Here is a 22,596-nt window from a genome sequence, read left to right on the forward strand (position 1 = left end):
CTGGCTCCTCAACTCGCCTGTTCGGCAAGGGAAGTGACAGGGGCCCGGGTAGCCTTCCACAGACACGCGGGCGCACAGCAGGCGCACGGGGAGCGGGTGGGGGGCCGGGGGCGGCGCACCCCCGGCCCCCCACCGGGGCGTCGGCCGGGCTCAGCGCACGGCGAGCGGGAAGTACGCCCCGAGCCAGCGGTCCAGTTCGGCGAACACCTGGGTACGGGCGGTCTCGCCGGACAGCACCAGGTCGTGCATGCCGCCCTTGATCCGGACGATCGTCACATGGCGGCCCAGCCGGGGGCCGGCGGCCGCGATGTCATCGGCGCGCAGCACGGCGTCCGCGTGGTGCAGGGCGGCGTGCCAGCGGGTGGTGGAGATGGAGGCGGTGGAGGCCATCAGCAGCACCGGCACGTCGATCCCGAGCCCGCGCCGCAGCTCCCGGTGGCCGCGCTGGACGGCCGCCAGCCAGCCGGCGAACAGCGGCACGCCCTCGGCCGGCTTGAGCCTCAGGTCGAAGTCCCACTCGCCGCGGAAGTCGCGGTGCAGGCTGTGCACGTAGTGCGGGTTGAGCGCGGAGGGCAGCACCCGGGTGGGCGCGAGGCGGCCGATTGCGTCCAGCGCCGGGGCGCCGAGGGTGCGCACGGCCACGGCGGCCGGCATGGACAGGAACGGGCTGTTGAGGAAGAGGCCGTCGACCAGGCCCCGCCCGGCGCGGCGCCCGGCCCACAGCGCGGCGATCAGCCCGCCGGTGGAGTGCCCGTTGACCAGCAGCCGGGAATGGCCGTCCTGCTCCCGGACGATCCGCACCGCCGCGTCCAGCTCCTCGTCGTACGCGGCGAGGTCGCGGACGAAGTTCGGCGAGTGGTGCGGGCGCAGCGAGCGGCCGTACTTGCGCAGGTCGAGCGCGTAGAAGGAGAAACCGGCCGCGGTGTAGTGGTCGGCGAGGTGGGTCTGGAACCAGTAGTCGTTGTAGCCGTGGATGTAGAGGACGGCCCGGTCCGAGCCCGGGACCAGCCGGCGGACCAGGGTGGCCGAGACCTCGCCCTCCTCGTCCGGCCGCAGCGGCAGCTCGGCGGCCTCGTAGGGGGCGCCGAGGATGTCTTCGCGGAACTCCATGGCCACGTGCACCCGCTTTCTGCTCGAAGACTCGGGGAGCACGACGATACCGGCCGGTAGCCTCCGGCGTGACGGCGACTCGGGCCGGGCGCCTATGCTGCGCACATGCCCGAGACGCCCGATCCGTCCACCCCGCCCCCGGCCGCCCCCTCCCCGGCCGACGAGCCCGTGCCGGTGGCCCGGCGCACCGACCTCGGGCAGGCGAAGCTGCTGCCCGACGTCGACCACGACGGCGGCTGGCTGCTGACCCTGGACGACACCCCGCAGTCCTACGTCGACCTCGGCGACCCGGCCCACCTGGAGTTCGAGTACACCCAGCGCCTCGGCCATCTCGTGGACGCGCTCGCCGGGCCCGGCCGCCCGCTGGCCGCCCTCCACCTGGGCGGCGGCGCGCTGACCCTGCCCCGCTACCTGGCCGCCACCCGCCCCGGCTCGCGCCAGCGGGTGGTGGAGGTGGACGGCCCGCTGCTCGACCTGGTCGAGCGGCACCTCCCGTGGCACGGCCCCGGCGTCGACATCACCGCCGAGGTCGGGGACGCCCGCGCCGCCCTCGCGGCCCGCGCCCAGGCCGAACCCGGCGCGCTGGACCTGATCGTCGCGGACGTCTTCCACGGCTCGCGCACCCCCGGGCACCTCACCTCGGTGGAGTTCCTGCGGCTGGCGGCGGCCGCGCTGCGCCCCGGCGGCTGCTACGCGGCGAACCTCGCCGACGGCCCGCCGCTCGCCTTCGCCCGCGCCCAGGCGGCGACGCTGCTCGCCGTCTTCCCGCAGGCCTGCCTGATCGCCGAGCCGCCGGTGCTGCGCGGGCGGCGGTACGGCAACATCCTGCTGGTCGGCTCCGCCGGGCCGCTGCCGGTCGAGGACCTCGCCCGCCGGCTGGCCGCGGACATCTTCCCGGCCCGGCTCACCGAGGGCGCCGACCTCGCCGCCTTCGCCGCCCGCACGGCGCCGGTCACCGACGCCACCGCCGCCGACTCCCCGCCGCCCCCGGACGGCGCGTTCAGCGTCGGCTGAGCCGTTCGGCGCGCCGACGCCGCGTGGACCCCCGTCCGCGCGCCCCCGGTGTCAGAATCGGCGGGTCCGGGCGGGGAGATCCGCCACCTCCGAGGGAGCGAGCGAGAGATGAGCAGCGTGGAGCGTCCTGAGCCGGCGGCGGTGCCCGAGACGGCGCTGTGGACGCTCTGGCAGCGGGCCGTAGAGGCCCGACGGCCGGATGCCGTGCTCCACGACCCCAAGGCGGTGGACCTGGTCGAGCGGATCGACTACCCCTTCGCGGAGCGGTTCGGTACGAGCGGCTTTCAGTCCCAGCTCCAGGCGCTGCGGGTGGCCTGCTTCGACCGTGAGGTGGCGGACTTCCTGGCCCGCGAGCCACGCGGCACGGTGGTCTGCCTGGGGGAGGGTCTGGAGACCCAGTACTGGCGCATCGACAACGGCCGCGCCCACTGGCTCGGCGTCGACCTCCCCGAGACGGTGGCCCTGCGCGAGCGCCTGCTGCCGCCCGGCCCGCGCCGGCGCTGTCTGGCCGCCGACGCCACCGACCTGACGTGGACCGACGAGGTGGACCGCAAACGGGCGGTCCTGGTGACTGCGCAGGGCCTGTGCATGTACCTTCCCCCGGCCCAGGTGAAGGCCCTGATCGCAGGCTGCGCGGACCGGTTCCCCGGGGGCTCCATGGTCCTGGACGCCGTACCGCGCTGGTTCGCCCGGCTCACCGTGAGCGGGAGGATGCGCACCGCCGCCTACCAGGCACCCCCCATGCCCTGGGCGATGGACGCCGGCGAGCGCGACAAGCTCCGCACCGCGAGCCCGGCGGTGACGGCCGTCCGCGACGTCCGCCCGACGGGCGGACGCGGTCTCCTCGGCGCCCTCCTGCCGCTCGCCCTGACCGTCCCGTGGCCGGCCGCCCACCGGCCGTCGGTCATGGTCCTGAACTTCGCCGAAGGCCCCGAACCGGCATAGTCGAGCAGCTGTGCCATCGAGTGGGGTGTCGCGGAGCCGCAGCCGGCCGGAGTCCAAGGCGTTGTCCGCCCTTGCACTGGGAAGGTGGGTCTGCAAGGAATCAACGGCCGGGCCAAACCTGACCGCCACATGAAGATCGGCCTCTCGCCAGGATGCGCAGGAGAGAGGCACCGTGCCCGGTAATTTGACGTCCCCCAGCCACTGCCTGCGCCAGGTGTCGGGCGGGACCGGTGTGCCCGTGCGAGGGCTCAGTGCGGGCGCGGCCGGTCGCCCGGCGGGTTGTCGGGGGCCGTGGCGGTCAGCCGGGCGACCAGCTCCCGTTTGAGTACCTTGCCGCTGGGGCCGAGGGGGAAGGCGTCCACGAAATCCACCCGGCGCGGGTACTTGTACGGCGCCATCCGCTCCCTGCACCAGGCGACGATCGCGGCGCCGAGGGCCAGGTCCGCCACCGTGCCGGGGCTGGCCCTCACCACCGCGCAGACCTCCTCGCCGTGGACGGGGTGGGGGAGTCCGACGACGGCCGCCTGGGCGATCGCCGGGTGGCGGGCCAGGACGTCCTCCACCTCCCGCGGGTAGACGTTGTACCCGCCGCGCAGCACCACGTCCTTCTTGCGGTCGACGACGGACAGGTAGCCCTCGTGGTCCTTGACGCCGAGGTCGCCCGAGCGGAACCAGCCGTCCACGATGGCCTCGGCGGTCGCCTCCGGCCGGTTCAGGTAGCCGGCCATCACGTTGTGCCCCCGGATGACGATCTCCCCCGTCTCGCCGGCGGGCAGCAGCTCGATCCTGTCCTCCACCTCCGCTCTGGCGATCTCGACCTCGACGCCCCAGATCGGCCGGCCCACCGTGCCCGCTCTGAGCGGCCACGCCTTCTGGTTGTAGGCCACCACCGGAGACGTCTCGGTCAGCCCGTACCCTTCGAGGACCGGGCAGCCGAACGTCTCCCGGAACGCGTCCAGGACCGCCACCGGCAGCGCGGCGCCACCGGAGAACGCGCGGTCGAGCGCGGGCCTGCGCGGGTCGGCTCGGGCCGCGTCGAGGAGCGCCGTGTACATCGTCGGGACCCCCATGAACACGGTGCAGTCCTCCCGCACCATGAGGTCCAGCGCGCCCGGTCCGTCGAACCGCGGCATCAGCACCAGGGTCGCGCCCGCCCGGAAGCAGGTGTTCATGCCGCAGATCTGGCCGAAGGTGTGGAACAGCGGCAGGCAGCCGAGCAGGACGTCGTCCGCGGTGAGGTCGAACGGCGACAGCATGGTGGTGCCGACGTTCATCACCACGTTGAGATGCGTGAGCAGGGCGCCCTTGGGCCGGCCGGTGGTGCCGGAGGTGTAGAGGACCAGCGCGATGTCCCCGGGGGCGCGCGGCACCTGACGGTCGATCGGGGTGCTCCGCGCCGCGAGCGCGTCCAGCCGCGGCGCGCGGGCACCTCTCTTCCCCTCTTCCCCGTCCCCTTCTTCCTCCATGACGGTGAGCACGGGCGTGCCGGCCGTCTCCGCCGCCCTGCCGCCCTCGGCCAGGAGCGGGGCGGCGCAGATCAGCGCCGCCGCCCCGGAGTCCTTCAGGACGTACGCGATCTCGTCCGCCCGGAGCAGCGCGTGGACCGGGACCGCGACCGCGCCGAGCGCGAGCACACCGAAGTAGGCCAACGGGAAGTGCGGCGTGTTGGGCAGCAGCAGCGCCACCTTGTCGTCGGGGCCGATGCCCCGCGCGCGCAGCGCCGCCGCGTATCTCCGCGCGCCGTCCCACAGCTCGCGGTAGGTGGTCCTCCGCGTACCGGACACGACCGCCGGGTGCTCCGGTCGCCGTAGCGCGGACTCGGCGAGTATGGCTGCCACGGAGAGGGTCATGGGGGTGTCACCCGCTCGCTTCCACGGCCAGCCGCGCCTTGTCCGGTTTGCCGACGCCGGTGAGGGGCAGCGTGGCGCGGACGTGGATCCGCGCGGGGACGTGCTTGGGCGAGATGGTGGTCCGGATGTGTTCCGCCAGTTCGTCGGGGCCGGCCGTGCCCGCCTCGCGCAGCACCACGGCGGCGTGCAGGTACTCGATCCGGTCCTGGTCCCGGACGCAGAAGGAGGCGGCCTGCACGACATCGGGATGGGCCAGCAGGGCGTTCTCCACCGTCACCGGGTGGATCTTGATGCCATTGGTCTTGATCACCTCGCCGATCCGGCCGCGCAGGTGGAGGTAGCCGTCACCGTCGACGAAGCCGAGGTCGCCGGTGTGCACCCAGCCGTCCCGTACGGTCCGGGCGGTGAGTTCGGGTTCGGCGACGTACTCGCTCATGGTGAAGGGCGACCGTACGCAGACCTCGCCGATCTCGCCGGGCGGCAGGTCGCGGTGGTCGTCCGGATCGGTGATCCGGACCCAGCCGGGGATCGGGCGGCCGACCGTGACCCGCAGCCGGGGGTCGAGGTGCTCGGCGGGCGAGAGCATGCTGACGAAGCCCGCCTCGCTGGTCGCGTAGACCTGGATCAGCACGTCGCCGAACACCTTGACCGCCTCGGCCAGTCGCTCGGGGGACGCCGGGGAGCCCACGTACGTGACCATCTGGAGACTGGACAGGTCGGTCGGGCCCGCCTCCGGATGGTCCATGAGCAGGTACAGCTGGGGAGGGGAGAGCAGCATCCGGGTGATCTTGTGCCGCTGTACGGCACGCAGCGCGTCGCCCGGGTCGAAGCCGTCCCGCAGGACCACCGAGCCGCCGGACGCGAGTGAGTCGTCGGCCGTGGCGCCGCTGGAGTGGCTGAGCGGCAGGCAGGCCAGGTAGACGGACCGCCAGCCCATCCGGAGTCCGGCGGAGATGAAGCCGTTGCGGGCCCGGAAGTCGAAGGCGATGCCCTTCGGCTCGCCGGTCGTGCCGCTCGTGTAGGTCACCACCGCGGGCCGGTCGAGTCCGATCTCGATGCCGGCCGGATCCAGCGCGTCCGGGTCCCCGGTCGTCAGGTCCAGGACGTCGGGGCCGAGATCGCCGAGGGCGACGAGGGTGAGCGGAGTGCCCAGCCGCTCGCGCAGCTCACGGGCGGTCGCGAGGTTCTCCGCGTCGACGGCCAGGTGCGTCGCACCGGTGTCCCGCAGGATCTTGAGCTTGGCGCCGGCGGCCAAGTGGTCCGCCGGGTCGACCGCGTTGGTGGTGTGCAGATGGACCACCGTGGCTCCGACCAGATTCGCGGCGTACCGCAGGACCAGGGTCGGGCCGGTGTTGGTGACGGTCAGGACGGCGACCACGGCGTCGCCGCCGCTCCCGCCGGCGTGCCGGTGCAGGGCCTGCGCGGCCGACCGGACCAGAGCGGTCAGCTCCGCCGCGGTCAGCGTCCTGTCGCGCCACGACAGGACCACCTTCTCCGGCTCCGCGGAGATCACCTCAAGGATCTGACTGACATACGTTTCGTCCGACGGCATAGAGAACTCCAGTGGCGCCGTTTCGAGGAATTTCCGCACAGCCTACAACGCATAAAGCAGGTCTGTCAGGAGCGTGGGCCGAGGAATGGGACGGGCGGGCGGTTCTGAAATTGTCGCAGACCGCGCCATCGAAGTGATATTTCGTTCTGAGACAATCCCGTCTACCGGTCCGGCCCCGCATCGGCGCAGTTCTCAGAGAAAAGGGTCGTCATGAACCAGTACCTGGAGCTCTTTTCGCGGCATATGAAGGAAGGCGGATCCCCGGCGGCGAAACGGGAGTTTCTCGAGATCGGCCGGCTCGCCGGGAGGTTTCCGGCGGCCCGGAGCCTGCGGGACGGGATCGCCTCCGAGATCAGCGTGTGGTGCAGCAACGACTACCTGGGGATGGGCCAGCACCCGCTGGTCCTGGCGGCGACCCGCGAAGCCCTCGACGACTACGGTGCGGGCTCGGGCGGCTCCCGCAACATCGGGGGGACCAACCACTACCACGTGCTGCTGGAGAAGGAACTGGCGGATATGCACGGAAAGGCCGACGCCCTTCTCTTCTCCTCCGGGTACACCGCCAACGACGGAGCCCTCACGGTCCTCGCCGGCCGGCTGGGGAACTGCGCCGTCTTCTCCGACGAGATGAACCACGCCTCGATCATCGACGGACTCCGCCACAGCGGCGCCGAGAAGCACATCTTCCGCCACAACGACACGGCGCATCTGGAGGAGCTGATATCCGCCGTCGATCCCGACCGGCCGAAGATGATCGTCATGGAGTCCGTCTACTCGATGGCGGGTGATGTCGCCCCGCTCGCCGAGATCGCCCGGATCGCCCGCGAGCACGGCGCGATGACCTTCCTCGACGAGGTCCACGCGGTCGGGATGTACGGGCCGGAGGGGGCCGGTATCGCCGCGAGCCTGGGAATCGCGGACGAGTTCACCGTCATCATGGGAACACTCGCCAAGGGATTCGGCACCACCGGCGGATACATCGCCGGCCCCGCCGAGCTGGTCGACGCGGTGCGCCTGCTGTCCCGCTCCTTCATCTTCACCACGGCCCTGCCACCGGCGGTCGTGGCGGGCGCGCTCGCCGCGGTCCGGCACCTGCGCGCTTCGGACGAGGAACGCGACCGGCTGCGCGCGAACGCGCGACTGGCGCACCGGCTGCTCACGGAACACGGCATCCCCTTCGTCTCCGACGAGTCCCACATCGTCTCGATCTTCGTCGGGGACGACGCACTCGCCCAGCGGATCTCCGCCCTGCTGCTGGAACGCCACGGCATCTACGTGCAGGCGATCAACGCGCCGAGCGTGCGCGCGGGCCAGGAGATCCTCAGGAGCGCGCCCGGCGCCGTCCACGAGCCCGCGGAGGTCGAGGGGTTCGTCGCGGCACTGGACGGGATCTGGCGGGAGCTGGGGGTGCCCCGGACCCCGGGCCCGCGGCGGCCCGCCGGAACGGACGGCTGACCCGTCCCATGACGGGGTGCGCGCGGCTCTCCCGCGGCTCCGTGACCCGCCCGCTCCCCGTGCCCGCATCGTGTCGCGGCCTGCGCTATCGGGCTGCTATTCGACTTGGGCAAGATCGATGCCGCAGGTCCGGTGGCGGTACACGCCGGGCGTGACGAAGGCGTCCCGGCCGGCGCGCGACCCGTGGGAACGGGTGCCCCGCCACGATCCGGCAACTGATGGTCCTGCACGCCGTGAAGGAGTCCGAACACACGATGGAGCACCCCGACGGTACGGAAGCACCGCTGCTGTGGACACTGGCCGGCAGCGGCAAGGAGTCGTTGGCGGCCGGCGCGCGCGGCCTGCACGCGTACCTGGCCGGTCGTGACGACTGGAGCCCCCAGGACATCGCGTTCACCCTCGCGCGCACCGCTTCCGAGGGGAGCCGGCGGGCGGCACTGGTGGCGGCCGGCCGTGAAGGGTTCCTGCAGCGGCTGGACGCGCTCGCCGACGGCAGGAGCATGCCCGGCCTGGTCGAGGGTGCGGCAGGGGCGGGCCGCCGGGTCGCCTTCGTGTTTCCCGGACAGGGCGCGCAGTGGCCCCGGATGGCGGTGGACCTGCTGACCACCTCCACGGTGTTCCGCGACCGGATGGACGCCTGCGCGCAGGCCCTGGAACCGTTCGTCGACTGGTCGCCGATCGACGTGCTCCGCGACCCGGACGCGCCGGGCGCACCCGCCGCGGACCGGGCCGACGTGGTGCAGCCCCTGCTGTTCGCCGTGACGGTGTCACTCGCCGCGCTGTGGCGGTCCCACGGTGTGGAACCGGCGGCCGTGCTCGGGCACAGCGTCGGCGAGGTCACCGCCGCCGCGGTCTGCGGCGCGCTGTCCCTGGACGACTGCGCGCGGGTGGTGGCCCTGTGGAGCCAGGCCCAGGCGACCCTGGCCGGGCAGGGCGACATGGTCTCCGTCATGGCCCCGGCCGACGAGGTCGAGCCGCGCCTGCGCCGCTGGGACGGCCGCCTCGTCGTCGCCGCGCACAACGGCCCGCGGTCCGTGATCGTCTCCGGTGACCGCGACGCCGCGGCCGAACTCCTCGCCGACCTGGCCTCGGACGCGGTGCACGCACGGCGGATCGCGGTGGGACTGGCCGCCCATTCCCCCCACATCGACGCGATCGTCCCCCGGATGCGCGCCGACCTCGCACCGATCCGGCCCCGCACACCGCAGCTGCCCTACTACTCCGGACTGACCGGGGGACGACTGGACGTCCCGGTACTGGACGCCGACTACTGGTGCCGCAACCTGCGCAACACCGTCAGGTTCCACCAGGCGGCCGGGGCCCTGCTGCGGGACGGGTACGAGGTCCTGCTGGAGGTCAGCCCGCACACCGTGCTGACCTCCGCCCTCACGGACTGCGCGGAGGAACACGGTGCGCAGGCCGCCGTCCTCGGGACGCTGCGCCGCGACCAGGGCGGTCCGGGCCGGTTCCTGACCTCGCTCGGCGACCTGTACGTGCACGGTGTCACCCCGGAACGGGACGTGCTGTTCGCGGGACGGCACGCCCGGGTACGGGAACTGCCGGCGGCTGCTCTGGCGGCGCTCGCGGAGCCCGCCCCGCAGGACGCGAACGGGCCGGACGGCGCGGGCGGCGCGGGCGGTGACCGGGACGCCGGCAGCGCGTTCCGAGCGGAGCTGGCCGGACTGGACGTACCGGAGCGGCGTGCCGCGCTGGCACGGCTGGTGGCCGAGGAGATCGCCGCGCTGACCGGGCGGTCCGATGCGGTCCCCGCCGACCTCGCCTTCCTCGACCTGGGATTCGACTCCGTCACCGCCGTGGAGCTGCGCAACCGGCTGAGTGCGGCGACGGCGCTGCGCATCCCGGCGACGGCCGTCTTCGACTGCCCGACCCCGACGGCCCTGACCGAGTATCTCTGCGCCGCGATCAGCGGCGACCGGCCCGGCCGGAACACGGACGCTGACGAGCCGGTACGGCGGGCCGCGGACGACGACCCCGTGGTGATCGTCGGCATGGGCTGCCGCTACCCCGGTGGGGTCACCGGCCCCGACGACCTGTGGGAGCTGGTGGCGGCAGGTGCTGACGCCGTCTCCGCGCTGCCCGACGACCGCGGCTGGGACACCGCCGGACGGTACGACCCCGCACCGGGGACGCCGGGCCGCTACTACCAGCGGGAGGCGGGTACGCTCGCCGGTGCTGCCGAGTTCGACGCGGAGTTCTTCGGCATCTCGCCGCGCGAGGCCCTGGCCATGGACCCGCAGCAGCGGCTGCTGCTGGAGACGACCTGGGAAGTGCTGGAGCGGGCCGGGATCGACCCGGCCACACTGCGGCGGACCCCGACGGGTGTCTTCGTCGGGGCGATGACCATGGACTACGGGCCCACTCTCGAACAGGGCGCCGACGAGGGCGGTCACCTGCTGACCGGCAACACCGGAAGCGTCGCGTCGGGCCGACTGGCGTACACCCTCGGTCTGGAGGGAGCGGCGGTCACCGTCGACACGGCGTGCTCGTCCTCGCTGGTGGCCCTGCACCTGGCGGTCCGGGCGCTGCGGTCCGGCGAATGCTCGCTGGCGCTGGCCGGCGGCGCGACCGTGATGTCCACGGTCGGCATGCTCGTGGAGTTCAGCCGTCAGGGCGGTCTGGCTCCGGACGGCCGCTGCAAGGCCTTCGCGGCAGCCGCCGACGGCTTCGGCCTGGCCGAGGGCGTGGGGATGCTGCTGGTGGAGCGGCTGTCGGACGCGCGGCGCAACGGGCATCCGGTGCTGGCGGTGGTGCGGGGTTCGGCGGTGAACCAGGACGGTGCGAGCAACGGTCTGACGGCGCCGAACGGTCCGTCGCAGCAGCGGGTGATCCGGGCAGCGCTGGCGGACGCGGGGTTGTCGGCGTCGGACGTGGATGTGGTGGAGGCGCACGGTACGGGGACGCGGTTGGGCGACCCGATCGAGGCGCAGGCGCTGCTGGCGACGTACGGGCAGGACCGTCCGGCGGACCGTCCGGTGTGGATCGGCTCGCTGAAGTCCAACATCGGACACGCCCAGGCCGCGGCGGGGGTGGGCGGCGTCATCAAGTCGGTGCTCGCCCTGCGGCACGGGGTGATGCCCAGGACGCTGCACGTGGACGGTCCGACGCCCGAGGTGGACTGGTCGGCGGGAGCAGGCCGACTGCTGACGGAGGCCCGTCCGTGGGACGACACGGGCCGTCCGCGCCGGGCCGGGGTGTCCTCCTTCGGCATCAGCGGAACCAACGCTCACGTGATCCTGGAGTCTGCGCCGGCCGAGGCTCCGGCCGGGGCGGTGGAGGGTGCCCGGCGTCCCGGGCCGGTGGTGTGGCCCGTGTCGGCGCGCAGTGCGGAGGCCCTTCGGGCGCAGGCGGGGGCGTTGGTGGCGCGGGTGGTGGCGGAGCCCGGGCTCGACAAGGCGGACGTGGGTTATTCGCTGGCGGTGGGGCGTGCGTCCTTCGAACACCGTGCCGTGGTGGTGGGCGGGGACCGGAGCGGGTTGCTGGACGGCGTGAAGGCGCTGGCGGACGGGCGTTCGGCACCAGGGTCGGTGGCCGGTGGCGGGTTGGTTTCCGGTCGTTCGGTGCTGGTGTTTCCGGGTCAGGGTTCGCAGTGGGTGGGGATGGCCGCGGAGTTGTTGGCCGGGTCGGTGGTGTTCGCGGAGCGGATGGCGGAGTGCGGGCGGGCTCTGGAGCCTTACGTCGACTGGTCGTTGGCGGAGGCGTTGGGTTCCGAGGTGCTGTTGGCGCGGGTGGATGTGGTGCAGCCGGTGCTGTGGTCGGTGATGGTGTCGCTGGCGGAGGTGTGGCGTGCGTTCGGGGTTGTTCCGGACGCGGTGGTGGGCCACTCCCAGGGTGAGGTTGCGGCGGCCGTGGTGGCGGGTGGTCTGAGTGTGGAGGACGGGGCGCGGGTGGTGGCGTTGCGTTCGCGTGCGGTGGGGGCGTTGGCAGGCCGGGGTGGTATGGCGTCGGTGCCTCTGCCGGTGGAGGTGGCGCGGGAGCGCGTCGCCGCGTGGGTGGGGCGGTTGTCGGTGGCGGCGGTGAACGGTCCGTCGTCGACGGTGGTGTCGGGTGATGCGGATGCGGTCGCGGCGTTGGTGGAGGTTCTGGTGGGGGAGGGGGTGCGGGCGCGGTTGATCGAGGTCGATTACGCGTCGCACTCCGTGCATGTGGAGGAGGTCCGTGAGCAGTTGCTCGCCGACCTGGAGGGGATCACCCCTGTCGCGGGTTCGGTGCCGTTCTATTCGAGCGTCACCGGTGGCCTGCTGGACATGAAGGCGTTGGATGCCGAGTACTGGTACCGCAACCTCCGGGAGACCGTCGAGTTCGAGCGGGCGACCCGCGCGCTCCTCGCGGCCGGGCACCGCGTCCTCATCGAGTCCAGCCCGCACCCGGTGCTGGCCGTGGCGGTGGGGGAGTCGGTGGAGGCGGCGGGTGTGGAGGCCGCGGTGCTGGGGACGTTGCGTCGTGGGGAGGGCGGCCCGGACCAGGTGTTGCGTGCGGTGGGCCGTGCGTGGGAGCGCGGACTTGAGGTGGACTGGTCGGGTGCGTTCCCGGGGGCGCGGCGGGTCGAGCTGCCGACGTACGCCTTCCAACGCAGCCGCTACTGGCTGACCGCCCCCGCCGCCGTCCCGGCCGCCCCCGCCGAGGACCGCTGGGACGACCTGGAACGGGAGGACCCCGCCCGGCTCGCCGAGGCCCTCGGGGTCGGCCGTGAAGCCCTGGACGAGGTCCTGCCCGCCCTGGCGGCCTGGCGCTCCGCCAGGAACCGTGAACGGAGGGCGGACTCCTGGCGCTACCACGTTGCCTGGGCACCGCTGTCGGTCGCGCCGGCGGACGGCCTCCCCGGTCGCTGGCTCGCCCTGCGTCCCGAGGGCGACGAGGCGGCGGCCGTCCTGGACGCCCTCGGCGAGGCCGGCGCCGACCTCCTCCGGTGCGTCGTCGCCGATCCGGGCGCGACCCGCGAACAACTCGCCGCCCTGCTCACGGAGACCGCCGGGGAGCAGCCGATCGCCGGCGTGCTGTCCCTGCTGTCCTGGGAGGAGCGCCCCCATCCCGAACATCCCGACCTGCCCGGTGGTCCGGCGCTGACCCTCGCGCTGGCCCAGGCGCTGGAGGACGCGGGCATCCGCGCCCGGCTCTGGACGCTGACGAAGGGAACGGCGGTCCTGGGCGGCGCGGAGCGGCCCGGGCACGTCGGTCAGGCCGCGTCCGCCGCCCTGGGCCGGACGCTGGCACTGGAGCACCCGCACCGCCGGGGCGGTCTGGTCGACCTGCCCGAGGTGCTGGACGATCGGGCCGCCCGCCGCTTGTGCGCGGTGCTCGCGGGAGCCGTGGCCGACGAGGAACAGGTGGCGGTGCGCTCCACCGGGGTCCACGGACGCCGTCTCCGGCCCGCGTCGTCCGTGCCGCCGCAGCCCCGTGAGGGTGGCGCGGCCGGACGGGGGCGGACGCGACCGCGGTGGCAGGGTACGGTCCTCGTCACCGGCGGAACCGGTGGCGTCGGCTCGCACACGGCGCGCTGGCTCGCGGGCCAGGGTGCGGAGCGGCTGCTGCTGGTCAGCCGTCGCGGTGCCGACGCACCCGGTACGGACGCGCTGCGGGCGGAACTGACGGGGCTGGGCGCCGACGTGGCCTTCGCGGCCTGCGACGTCGCCGACCCGGCCGCACTGGCGGCGCTGGTCGCCGACATCCCGGCGCGGTACCCGCTGTCGGCCGTCATCCACGCCGCGGGCGTCCTCGACGACGGTGTGCTCGACGCGCTGGACCCCGCGCGGCTCGCCGTGGTGCTGCGCGCCAAGCTGACCGCCGCACGGAACCTGCACGAGGCCACGGCGGGTCTCGACCTGTCGGCCTTCGTGGTGTTCTCGTCGGTGATGGGCGTCGTGGGCAACGCCGGGCAGGGCAACTACGCGGCCGCCAACGCGGCTGTCGACGCACTCGTCGCCGCCCGCCGGGCCGCCGGGCTGCCCGGCACGTCCGTGGCCTGGGGCGCCTGGGCCGGGCCGGGCATGCTGGCGGACGAGGTCGCCGCGCGGCTGCGGGACCTCGGCATGCCGGTGATGGAGCCCGAAACGGCCGTCACCGCGATCGGCCGGGCACTCGCGGCGGACGACGCGCTGGTGCTGGTCGCCGATGTCGACTGGAGGCGCTTCACCACGGGCATGGGCCTGCGGTCCGCCGCCCTGCTCGACGGGATACCGGACCCGGCTGCCGCGAGGCCCGTTCCGGACACCGCCGCACCGCCGGCGGCCCGCGGGGGCGGCGGCTCCGCCGACGCCCTGCGGCAGCAGATCGCCGTACTGCCGCGCCATGAGGACCGGGTCAGGACCCTCACCGAACTGGTACGCACCCACGCGGCGACGGTCCTGCGCCACCCCGACGTCGACACGGTCCAGCCCGGAAAGGCGTTCTCCGCGCTCGGCTTCGACTCGTTGACGGCGGTGGAGCTGCGCAACCGGCTCGCCGCCGTCACCGGACTGGCGCTGCCCGCCACCGTCCTGTTCGACCATCCCACAGCGTCGGCACTGGCCGGCCGGCTGCTCGCGGACCTGGACCTGCCGGACGCGGCGAGCGGCACCGCCGGGTCCGCCGGCCCCGTCGGCGCCGAGGCGGCCCGGGCGGAGGAGCCCGGCAGCAAGGAGCCGATCGCGATCGTCGGCATGGGATGCCGCTTCCCCGGCGGGGTCGCACGGCCCGAGGACTACTGGGACCTGCTCTCGAAGGGCACCGACGCGGTCGGCGACTGGCCGTCGAACCGGGGCTGGGACACCGAGGGGCTGTACGATCCGGACCCCGACCGCGCCGGCACCACGTACAGCAGGCAGGGTGGCTTCCTGCACGACGCCCCCGAGTTCGACGCGGAGTTCTTCGGCATCTCCCCGCGCGAGGCCCTGGCCATGGACCCGCAGCAGCGGCTGCTCCTGGAAACGGCCTGGGAGGCGGTCGAGGGCGCCGGACAGGATCCGACCGCGCTGAAGGACCGGCAGGTCGGCGTCTACATCGGTACCAACGGTCAGGACTACTCCGCGCTGCTGGAGGGCGCCGAGGGAGTGTCCGAGGGGCACCTGCTGACCGGGAACACGGCCAGCGTGCTCTCGGGGCGGCTGTCCTACGTCCTCGGCCTCCAGGGGCCCTCACTCACCGTCGACACCGCGTGCTCCTCGTCGCTGGTGGCGCTGCACCTGGCCGTGCAGGCACTACGGCGCGGCGACTGCGAGCAGGCCCTCGCGGGAGGGGTGACGGTGATGAGCACCCCGCGGCTCTTCGTGGAGTTCAGCCGTCAGCGCGGGCTCGCCGCCGACGGACGGTGCAAGGCGTTCTCGGCGGAGGCGGACGGCACGGGCTGGGGCGAAGGCGCCGGAGTGCTGCTGCTGGAGCGCCACAGCGACGCCCTGCGCCACGGCCACCCCGTACTCGCGCTGATCAGCGGCACCGCCGTGAACCAGGACGGCGCCAGCAACGGGCTCACCGCCCCCAACGGCCCGTCCCAGCAGAAGGTCATCCGCGCCGCCCTGGCCGACGCCGCGCTGAGCGCCGGCCAGATCGACGCGATCGAGGCCCACGGCACCGGCACGAGGCTCGGCGACCCCATCGAGGCACAGGCGCTCCAGGCCGTCCACGGACCGGCGCGCCGGGCGGACCGTCCGCTGTGGCTCGGCTCGGTGAAGTCGAACATCGGGCACACCCAGGCGGCGGCCGGGGTGGCCGGGGTGATGAAGATGGTGCTGGCCATCCGCCACGGCGAACTGCCGGGAACCCTGCACGCCGGGACGCCGAACCCGCACGTCGACTGGTCCGGCGGTGGCATCCGTCTGCTCACCGCGCGCACCCCGTGGCCGGAGACCGGGAGCCCGCGCCGGGCGGGCGTGTCGTCGTTCGGCATCAGCGGCACCAACGCCCACGTGATCATCGAGCAGGCGCCTGCCATCGCGGTCGTGCCCGCCCCGGACCGGACCGACACCCTGGACCGGACCGACGCCCCGGCGGTGCCCACCTCGGACACCACCGCCACCGTCACGATGGCCGTCGCGGCGGTCACCGCCACCCCCACGGCCCGCCGTACCGGCCCGCCCGTGCCGCTGCTGCTGTCGGCCAGGACACCGGAGGCCCTGCGGGCGCAGGCCGGCCGGCTGGTGAGCCGGCTCGATGCCGACCCGGACGCCGAACTGGCGGACGTCGCCTACTCGCTCGCCACGGGACGAGCCCCGCTCGAACACCGGGCCGCCGTCCTGGGACGGGACCGGGCATCGGTCCGGCGCTCGCTCACCGCACTCGCGCGCGGCACGGCAGCGGGCCGGCTGCTCACCGGCGGCGCCGTACGCTCCGGCCGGACCGCCTTCCTCTTCCCGGGACAGGGCAGCCAGCGGGCCGGAGCCGGTGCGGAGCTCTACCGCGACGATCCGGTGTTCGCCGATGCCCTCGACGAGGTGCTGACCGGCATGGACCCGCACCTCGACCTGTCCCTGCGCGACCTCATGTTCGCCGAGCCCGGAACCCCGGGTGCGGATCTGCTCGACCGCACCCGGTACACCCAGCCCGCGTTGTTCGCCCTGGAGACGGCGCTGTTCCGGCTCGTACAGCACTGGGGTGTGCGGCCCGACCTGTTGATGGGGCACTCCATCGGCGAGCTCGCCGCCGCCCACGCGGCGGGCGTGCTGGACCTGCCCGACGCCTGCGCGCTGGTGGCGGCCCGGGGACGACTGATGGACGAACTCCCCGAGGGCGGGGCGATGGTGGCGGTGGAGGCCACCGAGGAGGAAGTGCACCGCGCCCTGCTGGACGACCGCACCGAACACCCCGTCCCGGAGCGGGAAGCCGGCCGGGGCGCGGTGGACATCGCCGCCGTCAACGGGCCCGCCTCCGTGGTCCTGTCCGGTGACGCGGACGTGGTGCGGCGCGTGGCCGAGGCGATCCGCTCCCGCGGGCGGCGCACCCGGCGCCTGAGCGTGAGCCACGCGTTCCACTCCGCCCGGATGGACGGGATGCTCGACGCGTTCCGGGACGTGGCCGAGTCGTTGACCTACCACGCGCCCGGCATCGAGATCGTCTCCAACCTGACCGGGCGTACGGCCACGGCCGCGGAACTCCGCTCCCCCGACCACTGGGTACGCCACGTCCGGGGCACCGTGCGCTTCCTGGAAGGGGCCCGTCGGCTGCGGGCCGAGGGGGCGACGACGTACCTCGAACTCGGACCGGGCGGCGTGCTGTCCGGCATGCTCCACGCCTGCCTCCCCGACCCCGACCCCGCCGCCGGCCCCGCCCCCGCCGCCGGCCCCGCCCCCGGCAGCCCCGGGACGGTGCCGCTGCTGCGCGACGGCCGTGGCGAGTCGGACGCTGTCCGCACCGCACTCGCCTCGCTCCACCTGCGCGGCGTGGCGGTGGACTGGTCGGCGGGCTGGAGCGGCACCGACGTGCGGCGGGTCGACCTGCCCACCTACGCCTTCCAGCGCAGGCGCTTCTGGCCCGAAGCCGCGCTCGACCCGGCCCCCGCCGCCTGGCGCTCCCGCCGCCGGGGGACCGCGGTCCCCGCCGGCCCCGACCGCTACCGCATCGCATGGGAGCCGCTCACCGCGCCCGCGGAACCCCGCCTCTCCGGTCGCTGGCTGCTCGTCACCCCGGACGGACCCGGCGCCGAGGACACCGCACTCGCCTGCGAACAGGCGCTCGCCGGACACGGCGCCGACGTGGTCGTGATCCGGGTCGGGGTCGCCGTCGAACGCGCCGAGCTGGCCTCGCTGCTCCCGGAGTTCGGCACCCTGGAGGGCGTCCTGTCCCTGCTGGCCCTGGCCGGGGGATCCCACCCGGGCCTGCCGGCGCTCGACGCCTGCCTGACCGGGACCCTGCTGCTGCTCCAGGCCCTGGGTGAAAGCGGCATCGACGCACCCCTGTGGTGCGCCACCCGCGGCGCGGTGGCGGTTCACGCCACGGAGGAGGTCCGCCCCGAACAGGCCCAGGTGTGGGGTCTGGGCCGGGTGGCGGCACTGGAGCACCCGCGGCGCTGGGGCGGCCTGGTCGACCTGCCGGACCTGCTGGACGGGCCCGCGCTGGACGGGCTGTGCGCGGTGCTGGCCGGACGGGACGGCGAGGACCAGGTGGCCGTACGCGCGCCGGCGCCGTTGGGCCGTCGGCTCGTCCGCGCGCCGGAGCCCGCGACACCCGCGCCCGCACCGTGGACGGTGCGCGGCACGGTCCTCGTCACCGGCGGCACCGGAGGCCTCGGAGCCCAGGTGGCGCGCTGGCTGGCGGAGCGCGGCGCGGAACACCTCGTCCTCCTCGGCCGGCGGGGCCCCGAGGCCCCCGGAGCCGACGCGCTGGTCGGCGCCCTGGCGGCGCTCGGCGCCCGGAGCACCCTGCTGGCCTGCGACGTCGCCGACCGCACCGCGCTGGAACGGGTCCTGGAGCGGCTGCGCGACGAGGGCGACACCGTACGGGCTGTGGTGCACACCGCGGGACTCACCTCGGACACCGCCCTGATGGACTGCACGCCGGAGGAACTGGCCCGGCGGACGGCGGCCAAGACGCGCGGCGCGGCCCACCTCGACGCCCTGTTCGAAGGCCGCCCACTGGACGCCTTCGTGCTGTTCTCCTCGATCTCGGGCACCTGGGGCAGCGGTGGCCAGGGCGCGTACGCGGCGGCCAACGCCTACCTGGACGGCCTCGCCGCGGCGAGGCGCGGCCGGGGCCTGACGGCGACCTCGGTGGCCTGGGGCCCCTGGGCCGGCGCGGGCATGGCCGACGGCGCCGTGGGCGACGGCCTGCGCCGCCACGGGCTGGTGCCGATGGCACCCGCGGCGGCGCTCTCCGCGCTCGGCCTGGCGCTGGCCCTGGACGAGGGCGAACCGGTCGTCGTCGAACTGGACTGGAGCCGCTTCGCGCCCACCTTCGGTTCGGTGCGCGACAGCGCGCTGCTGCGCGGCCTGCCGGACGCCCCGGAGCCCCGGGCGGCGGACGGCGGCCCCGCTGCCGCGGACACCTCCGCCGGGGCCGGACCGGGTACGGGCGGCGACCCGTCGTGGCGGCACCGGCTGCGTCGGCTGTCCGAGCCGGAGGGCCGCAAACTGCTGACGGAACTGGTCCGGAGCGAAGCGGCCGCCGTGCTGGGCCACGACTCGGCCTCGGGCTTCCTGGCCGACCGCCCGTTCCGCGAGGTGGGCTTCGACTCGCTCACCGCCGTGGAACTCCGCAACCGGCTGGTCGAGGCCACCGCTCTGCCGCTCGCGCTCACCTCCGTCTTCGACCACCCGACGGCGGCCGGCCTCGCCGCGCACCTCTTCGCCGGGCTGAGCGGCACGGCACCGGCCGCCGACGGCACGACCGGCCCGGCCGCGACGGACTCCTCCGCCGCCGGGCCCGGGGCGGCCGACGAACCCCTGGCGATCGTCTCGATGGCCTGCCGGTTCCCGGGCGGCGTCCGCTCGCCCGAGGACCTGTGGCGACTGGTGGCCGACGGGGTGGACGCGGTCACCGCGCTGCCCGCCGACCGCGGCTGGCCGCTGGACACCCTCTACGACCCGGACCCCCTGCACCCGGGCACCTTCTACACCACCGGCGGCGGATTCCTGGACGGGGCGGCCGAGTTCGACGCGGAGTTCTTCGGCATCTCCCCGCGCGAGGCCCTGGCCATGGACCCGCAGCAGCGACTGCTGCTCGAAACCAGCTGGGAGGCACTGGAGCGGGCCGGACTCGATCCCGCGTCGGTACGCGGCAGCGAGGGCGGTGTCTACGTCGGCGTCGCCGCCCAGGGCTACGGCACCGGCCCGCAGAACCCGTCCGACGAGGTCGAGGGGCACCTGCTCAGCGGCACGGTCACCAGCGTCGCCTCCGGGCGCGTCGCCTACACCCTCGGGCTCGGCGGTCCCGCCGTGACCGTGGAAACGGCCTGCTCGTCCTCGCTGGTGGCCCTGCACCTGGCCGGCCAGGCCCTGCGCGCCGGCGACTGCTCGTTCGCCCTGGTCGGCGGCGCCGCGGTGATGGCGAGCCCGGACGTCTTCGTCGAGTTCAGCCGTCAGCAGGGTCTGTCGCCCGACGGCCGCTGCCGCTCCTTCGCCGAAGGGGCGAACGGTACGGGCTGGGGCGAAGGCGTGGGCGTACTGCTCGTGGAACGCCTCTCCGACGCGCGCCGCCTCGGGCATCCGGTCCTCGCCCTCGTACGGGGCACCGCGGTGAACCAGGACGGTGCCAGCAACGGCCTCACCGCCCCGAGCGGCCCCGCGCAGCAGCGGGTGATCAGGGCCGCGCTGGCCGCGGCAGGACTGTCCGGCGCCGAGATCGACCTGGTCGAGGCGCACGGAACCGGCACCGTGCTCGGCGACCCCATCGAGGCGCAGGCCCTCCTGGCCACCTACGGCCAGGACCGGACCGCCGGCCGCCCGCTGTGGCTGGGGTCGCTGAAGTCCAACATCGGGCACACCCAGGCCGCCGCCGGGGTCGCCGGGGTCATCAAGACGGTGCTCGCCCTGCGGAACGGCGTGCTCCCCGGCACCCTGCACGCCCAGGAGGCGTCGAGCCGGGTGGACTGGTCGGTCGGCGAGGTCCGGCTGCTCGCGGACGCCCGCCCCTGGGACGCCCCGGACGGGGACCGGCCGCGCCGGGCCGGCGTCTCCGCGTTCGGCATGAGCGGCACCAACGCCCACGCCATCCTGGAGGAGGCACCCGCCGCCGCCGACGCCCCGCGGCCCGACGGCACGGACGGCGAACCGTCCGGGGACACCGGGACCACGGTTCCGTGGCTGCTCTCCGCCATGACCCCCGCGGCCCTGCGCCGACAGGCGCGCCGACTGGGCGAGCACCTGCGGGCCGACCCCGACGGGGGCGCCGCCGCCCTGGCCCGTGCGCTCGCCACCACCCGCCCCGCCCTGCCCTTCCGGGCGGCCGCCACCGGCCGCGACCGCGAGGCACTCCTCGGCTGGCTGGACGCCCTCGCGGCGGGAGAACCCGCGCCCGACGCCGTGCAGGACCGGGCGCGCGGCGGCCGTACGGCCTTCGTCTTCCCCGGCCAGGGCTCACAGTGGGCCGGCATGGCCGTGGCGGCCCTCGACACCTCCGAAGCGTTCGCCGCGGCCATCGCCGACTGCGAACGGGCGCTCGCGCCGCACACCGACTGGTCGCTGACCGAGGTGCTGCGCGGCGCGCCCGGCGCACCGACGCTCGACCGCGTGGACGTCGTCCAGCCGGTGCTCTTCGCCGTGATGGTCGCGTTGGCCGCGCACTGGCGCGACACCGGGGTCACCCCGGACGCGGTCGTCGGGCACAGCCAGGGCGAGATCGCCGCCGCCTGCGTCGCCGGAGCGCTGTCGCTCGACGACGCGGCCCTCGTGGTCGCGCTGCGCAGCCGGGCGCTGCTGCGGCTGGCGGGACGCGGCGGCATGGTGTCGGTCGCCGCCTCCGCCGAGCGGACCACGGGCCTGCTGCCCGTCGGCGCGGGCGTGTGCGTGGCCGCGGTGAACGGCCCCGAGGCCGTGGTCGTCGCCGGGGAGCCCCAGGAGCTGGCCGCCCTGCTCGCCGCCTGCGACCGGGAAGGCGTACGGGCCAGGACGATTCCGGTGGACTACGCGGCCCACTCGGCCCAGGTCGCCGAGGTCGAGGACGAACTGCGCGAAGCCCTCACCGGGATCCGCCCCCGCGCCTCGGCCGTCCCGCTCTACTCGACGGTGACCGGCGGACCCGTCGCCGGAGAATCGCTCGACGCCGCCTACTGGTACCGCAACCTGCGCGAGCCGGTCGACTTCGTCGGAGCGACCCGCGCCCTGCTGGACGCAGGCCACACCCTGCTCGTCGAGACCAGCCCGCATCCGGTGCTGCTCGCCGGGATCGAGGCGGTGGCCGCGGAGGCCGGGCGGGAGGTGTCGGCGGTCGGCACGCTGCGGCGCGGCGACGGTGGCCGGGAGCGGCTGCTGGCCTCACTGACCGAGGCGTGGGCGGCAGGCGGCGGTCCGGTGGACTGGTCGCCCTGGACGGGGACCCCCGGGCCGGGCGGCCCGGCACCCGTCCCGCTGCCGACGTACCCCTTCCAGCGCGACCGGTACTGGCTGTCCACACCGGGCCGGACGGCGGCCGCGGCCACCACCACCGGGGTGCCGGCCGAGGAGCCTTCGCAGGCCGCCGGTGACGACGGCGGTACCCCCGCCGTACGACTGGCCGCCCGGCTGGGCCCGCTGGACCGGCAGGCACGCCGTCAAGCGATACTCGACCTGGTCATCCGGCACGCGGCCGCGGTTCTCGGCCATCCCGGAGCCGGTCCGGTGCGCCCGGAACGCTCCTTCTCCGAGGTCGGCTTCGACTCGATGCTCGCGGTGCGGTTCAGGAACGCACTGTGCGAGGCCACCGGGCTCACCGTCCCGCCGACGGTCGTCTTCGACCAGCCGACGCCCGAGGCGCTCGCCGCCTATCTGGACGCGGAGCTGTCCGCCGCGCCCGAACCTCCTTCGCCGCTGCTGGCCGAGCTGGACCGGCTGGCCGCGCTCCTCGCGGCGGTCCCGCCCGGAGCGGCCGACACCGACGGCGTCGGCGAACGACTGGACGAACTGCTGCGCGGCTGGGGCCGGCGCGCCGGCGCACCGGGCGGCGAGGCATCACCGCCCGGACCGGTGGACGACACGGCCGCGGCGACGGAAACGGCGACAGCGGAGGAGCTGTTCGCCCTGATCGACAACAACTTCGGCAACGCCTGAGAGA

Annotated in this window: 7 protein-coding genes; 4 read left to right on the forward strand and 3 right to left on the reverse strand. The window is 74.7% G+C overall.

The window, feature by feature from the left end:
- Window positions 1–150: 150 nt before the first annotated feature.
- Window positions 151–1,110 (reverse strand): alpha/beta hydrolase, encoded by a 960-nt coding sequence (locus ACFZBX_RS02675; RefSeq protein ID WP_391531087.1) that lies wholly within the window; start codon window positions 1,108–1,110, stop codon window positions 151–153.
- Window positions 1,111–1,215: 105 nt separating this feature from the next.
- Here ACFZBX_RS02675 and ACFZBX_RS02680 point away from each other — a divergent pair, with 105 nt between their 5' ends.
- A complete protein-coding gene (locus ACFZBX_RS02680; RefSeq protein ID WP_391531089.1) occupies window positions 1,216–2,124 on the forward strand; it encodes a spermidine synthase in 909 nt (302 codons plus the stop codon).
- Window positions 2,125–2,232: 108 nt separating this feature from the next.
- Window positions 2,233–3,069, forward strand: a complete 837-nt coding sequence (locus ACFZBX_RS02685; RefSeq protein ID WP_391531090.1) for a class I SAM-dependent methyltransferase — start codon at window positions 2,233–2,235, stop codon at window positions 3,067–3,069.
- Window positions 3,070–3,317: 248 nt separating this feature from the next.
- Here ACFZBX_RS02685 and ACFZBX_RS02690 read toward each other — a convergent pair whose 3' ends face one another.
- A complete protein-coding gene (locus tag ACFZBX_RS02690) occupies window positions 3,318–4,919 on the reverse strand; it encodes a long-chain fatty acid--CoA ligase (RefSeq protein ID WP_391531091.1) in 1,602 nt (533 codons plus the stop codon).
- A gap of 7 nt (window positions 4,920–4,926) precedes the next feature.
- Window positions 4,927–6,471 carry a class I adenylate-forming enzyme family protein gene (locus ACFZBX_RS02695; protein ID WP_391531093.1) on the reverse strand — a complete coding sequence of 515 codons (1,545 nt, stop codon included), beginning with the start codon at window positions 6,469–6,471 and terminating at the stop codon, window positions 4,927–4,929.
- A 210-nt stretch (window positions 6,472–6,681) separates the two neighbouring features.
- Here ACFZBX_RS02695 and hemA point away from each other — a divergent pair, with 210 nt between their 5' ends.
- Window positions 6,682–7,926 (forward strand): 5-aminolevulinate synthase, encoded by a 1,245-nt coding sequence (gene hemA, locus ACFZBX_RS02700; RefSeq protein ID WP_391531094.1) that lies wholly within the window; start codon window positions 6,682–6,684, stop codon window positions 7,924–7,926.
- A gap of 254 nt (window positions 7,927–8,180) precedes the next feature.
- Complete coding sequence (locus ACFZBX_RS02705; RefSeq protein WP_391531096.1) at window positions 8,181–22,592, forward strand: type I polyketide synthase; 14,412 nt, start codon at window positions 8,181–8,183, stop codon at window positions 22,590–22,592.
- Window positions 22,593–22,596 lie beyond the last annotated feature (4 nt).

It is taken from the genome of Kitasatospora sp. NPDC008115, assembly GCF_042957205.1.
Lineage (GTDB): Bacteria > Actinomycetota > Actinomycetes > Streptomycetales > Streptomycetaceae > Kitasatospora.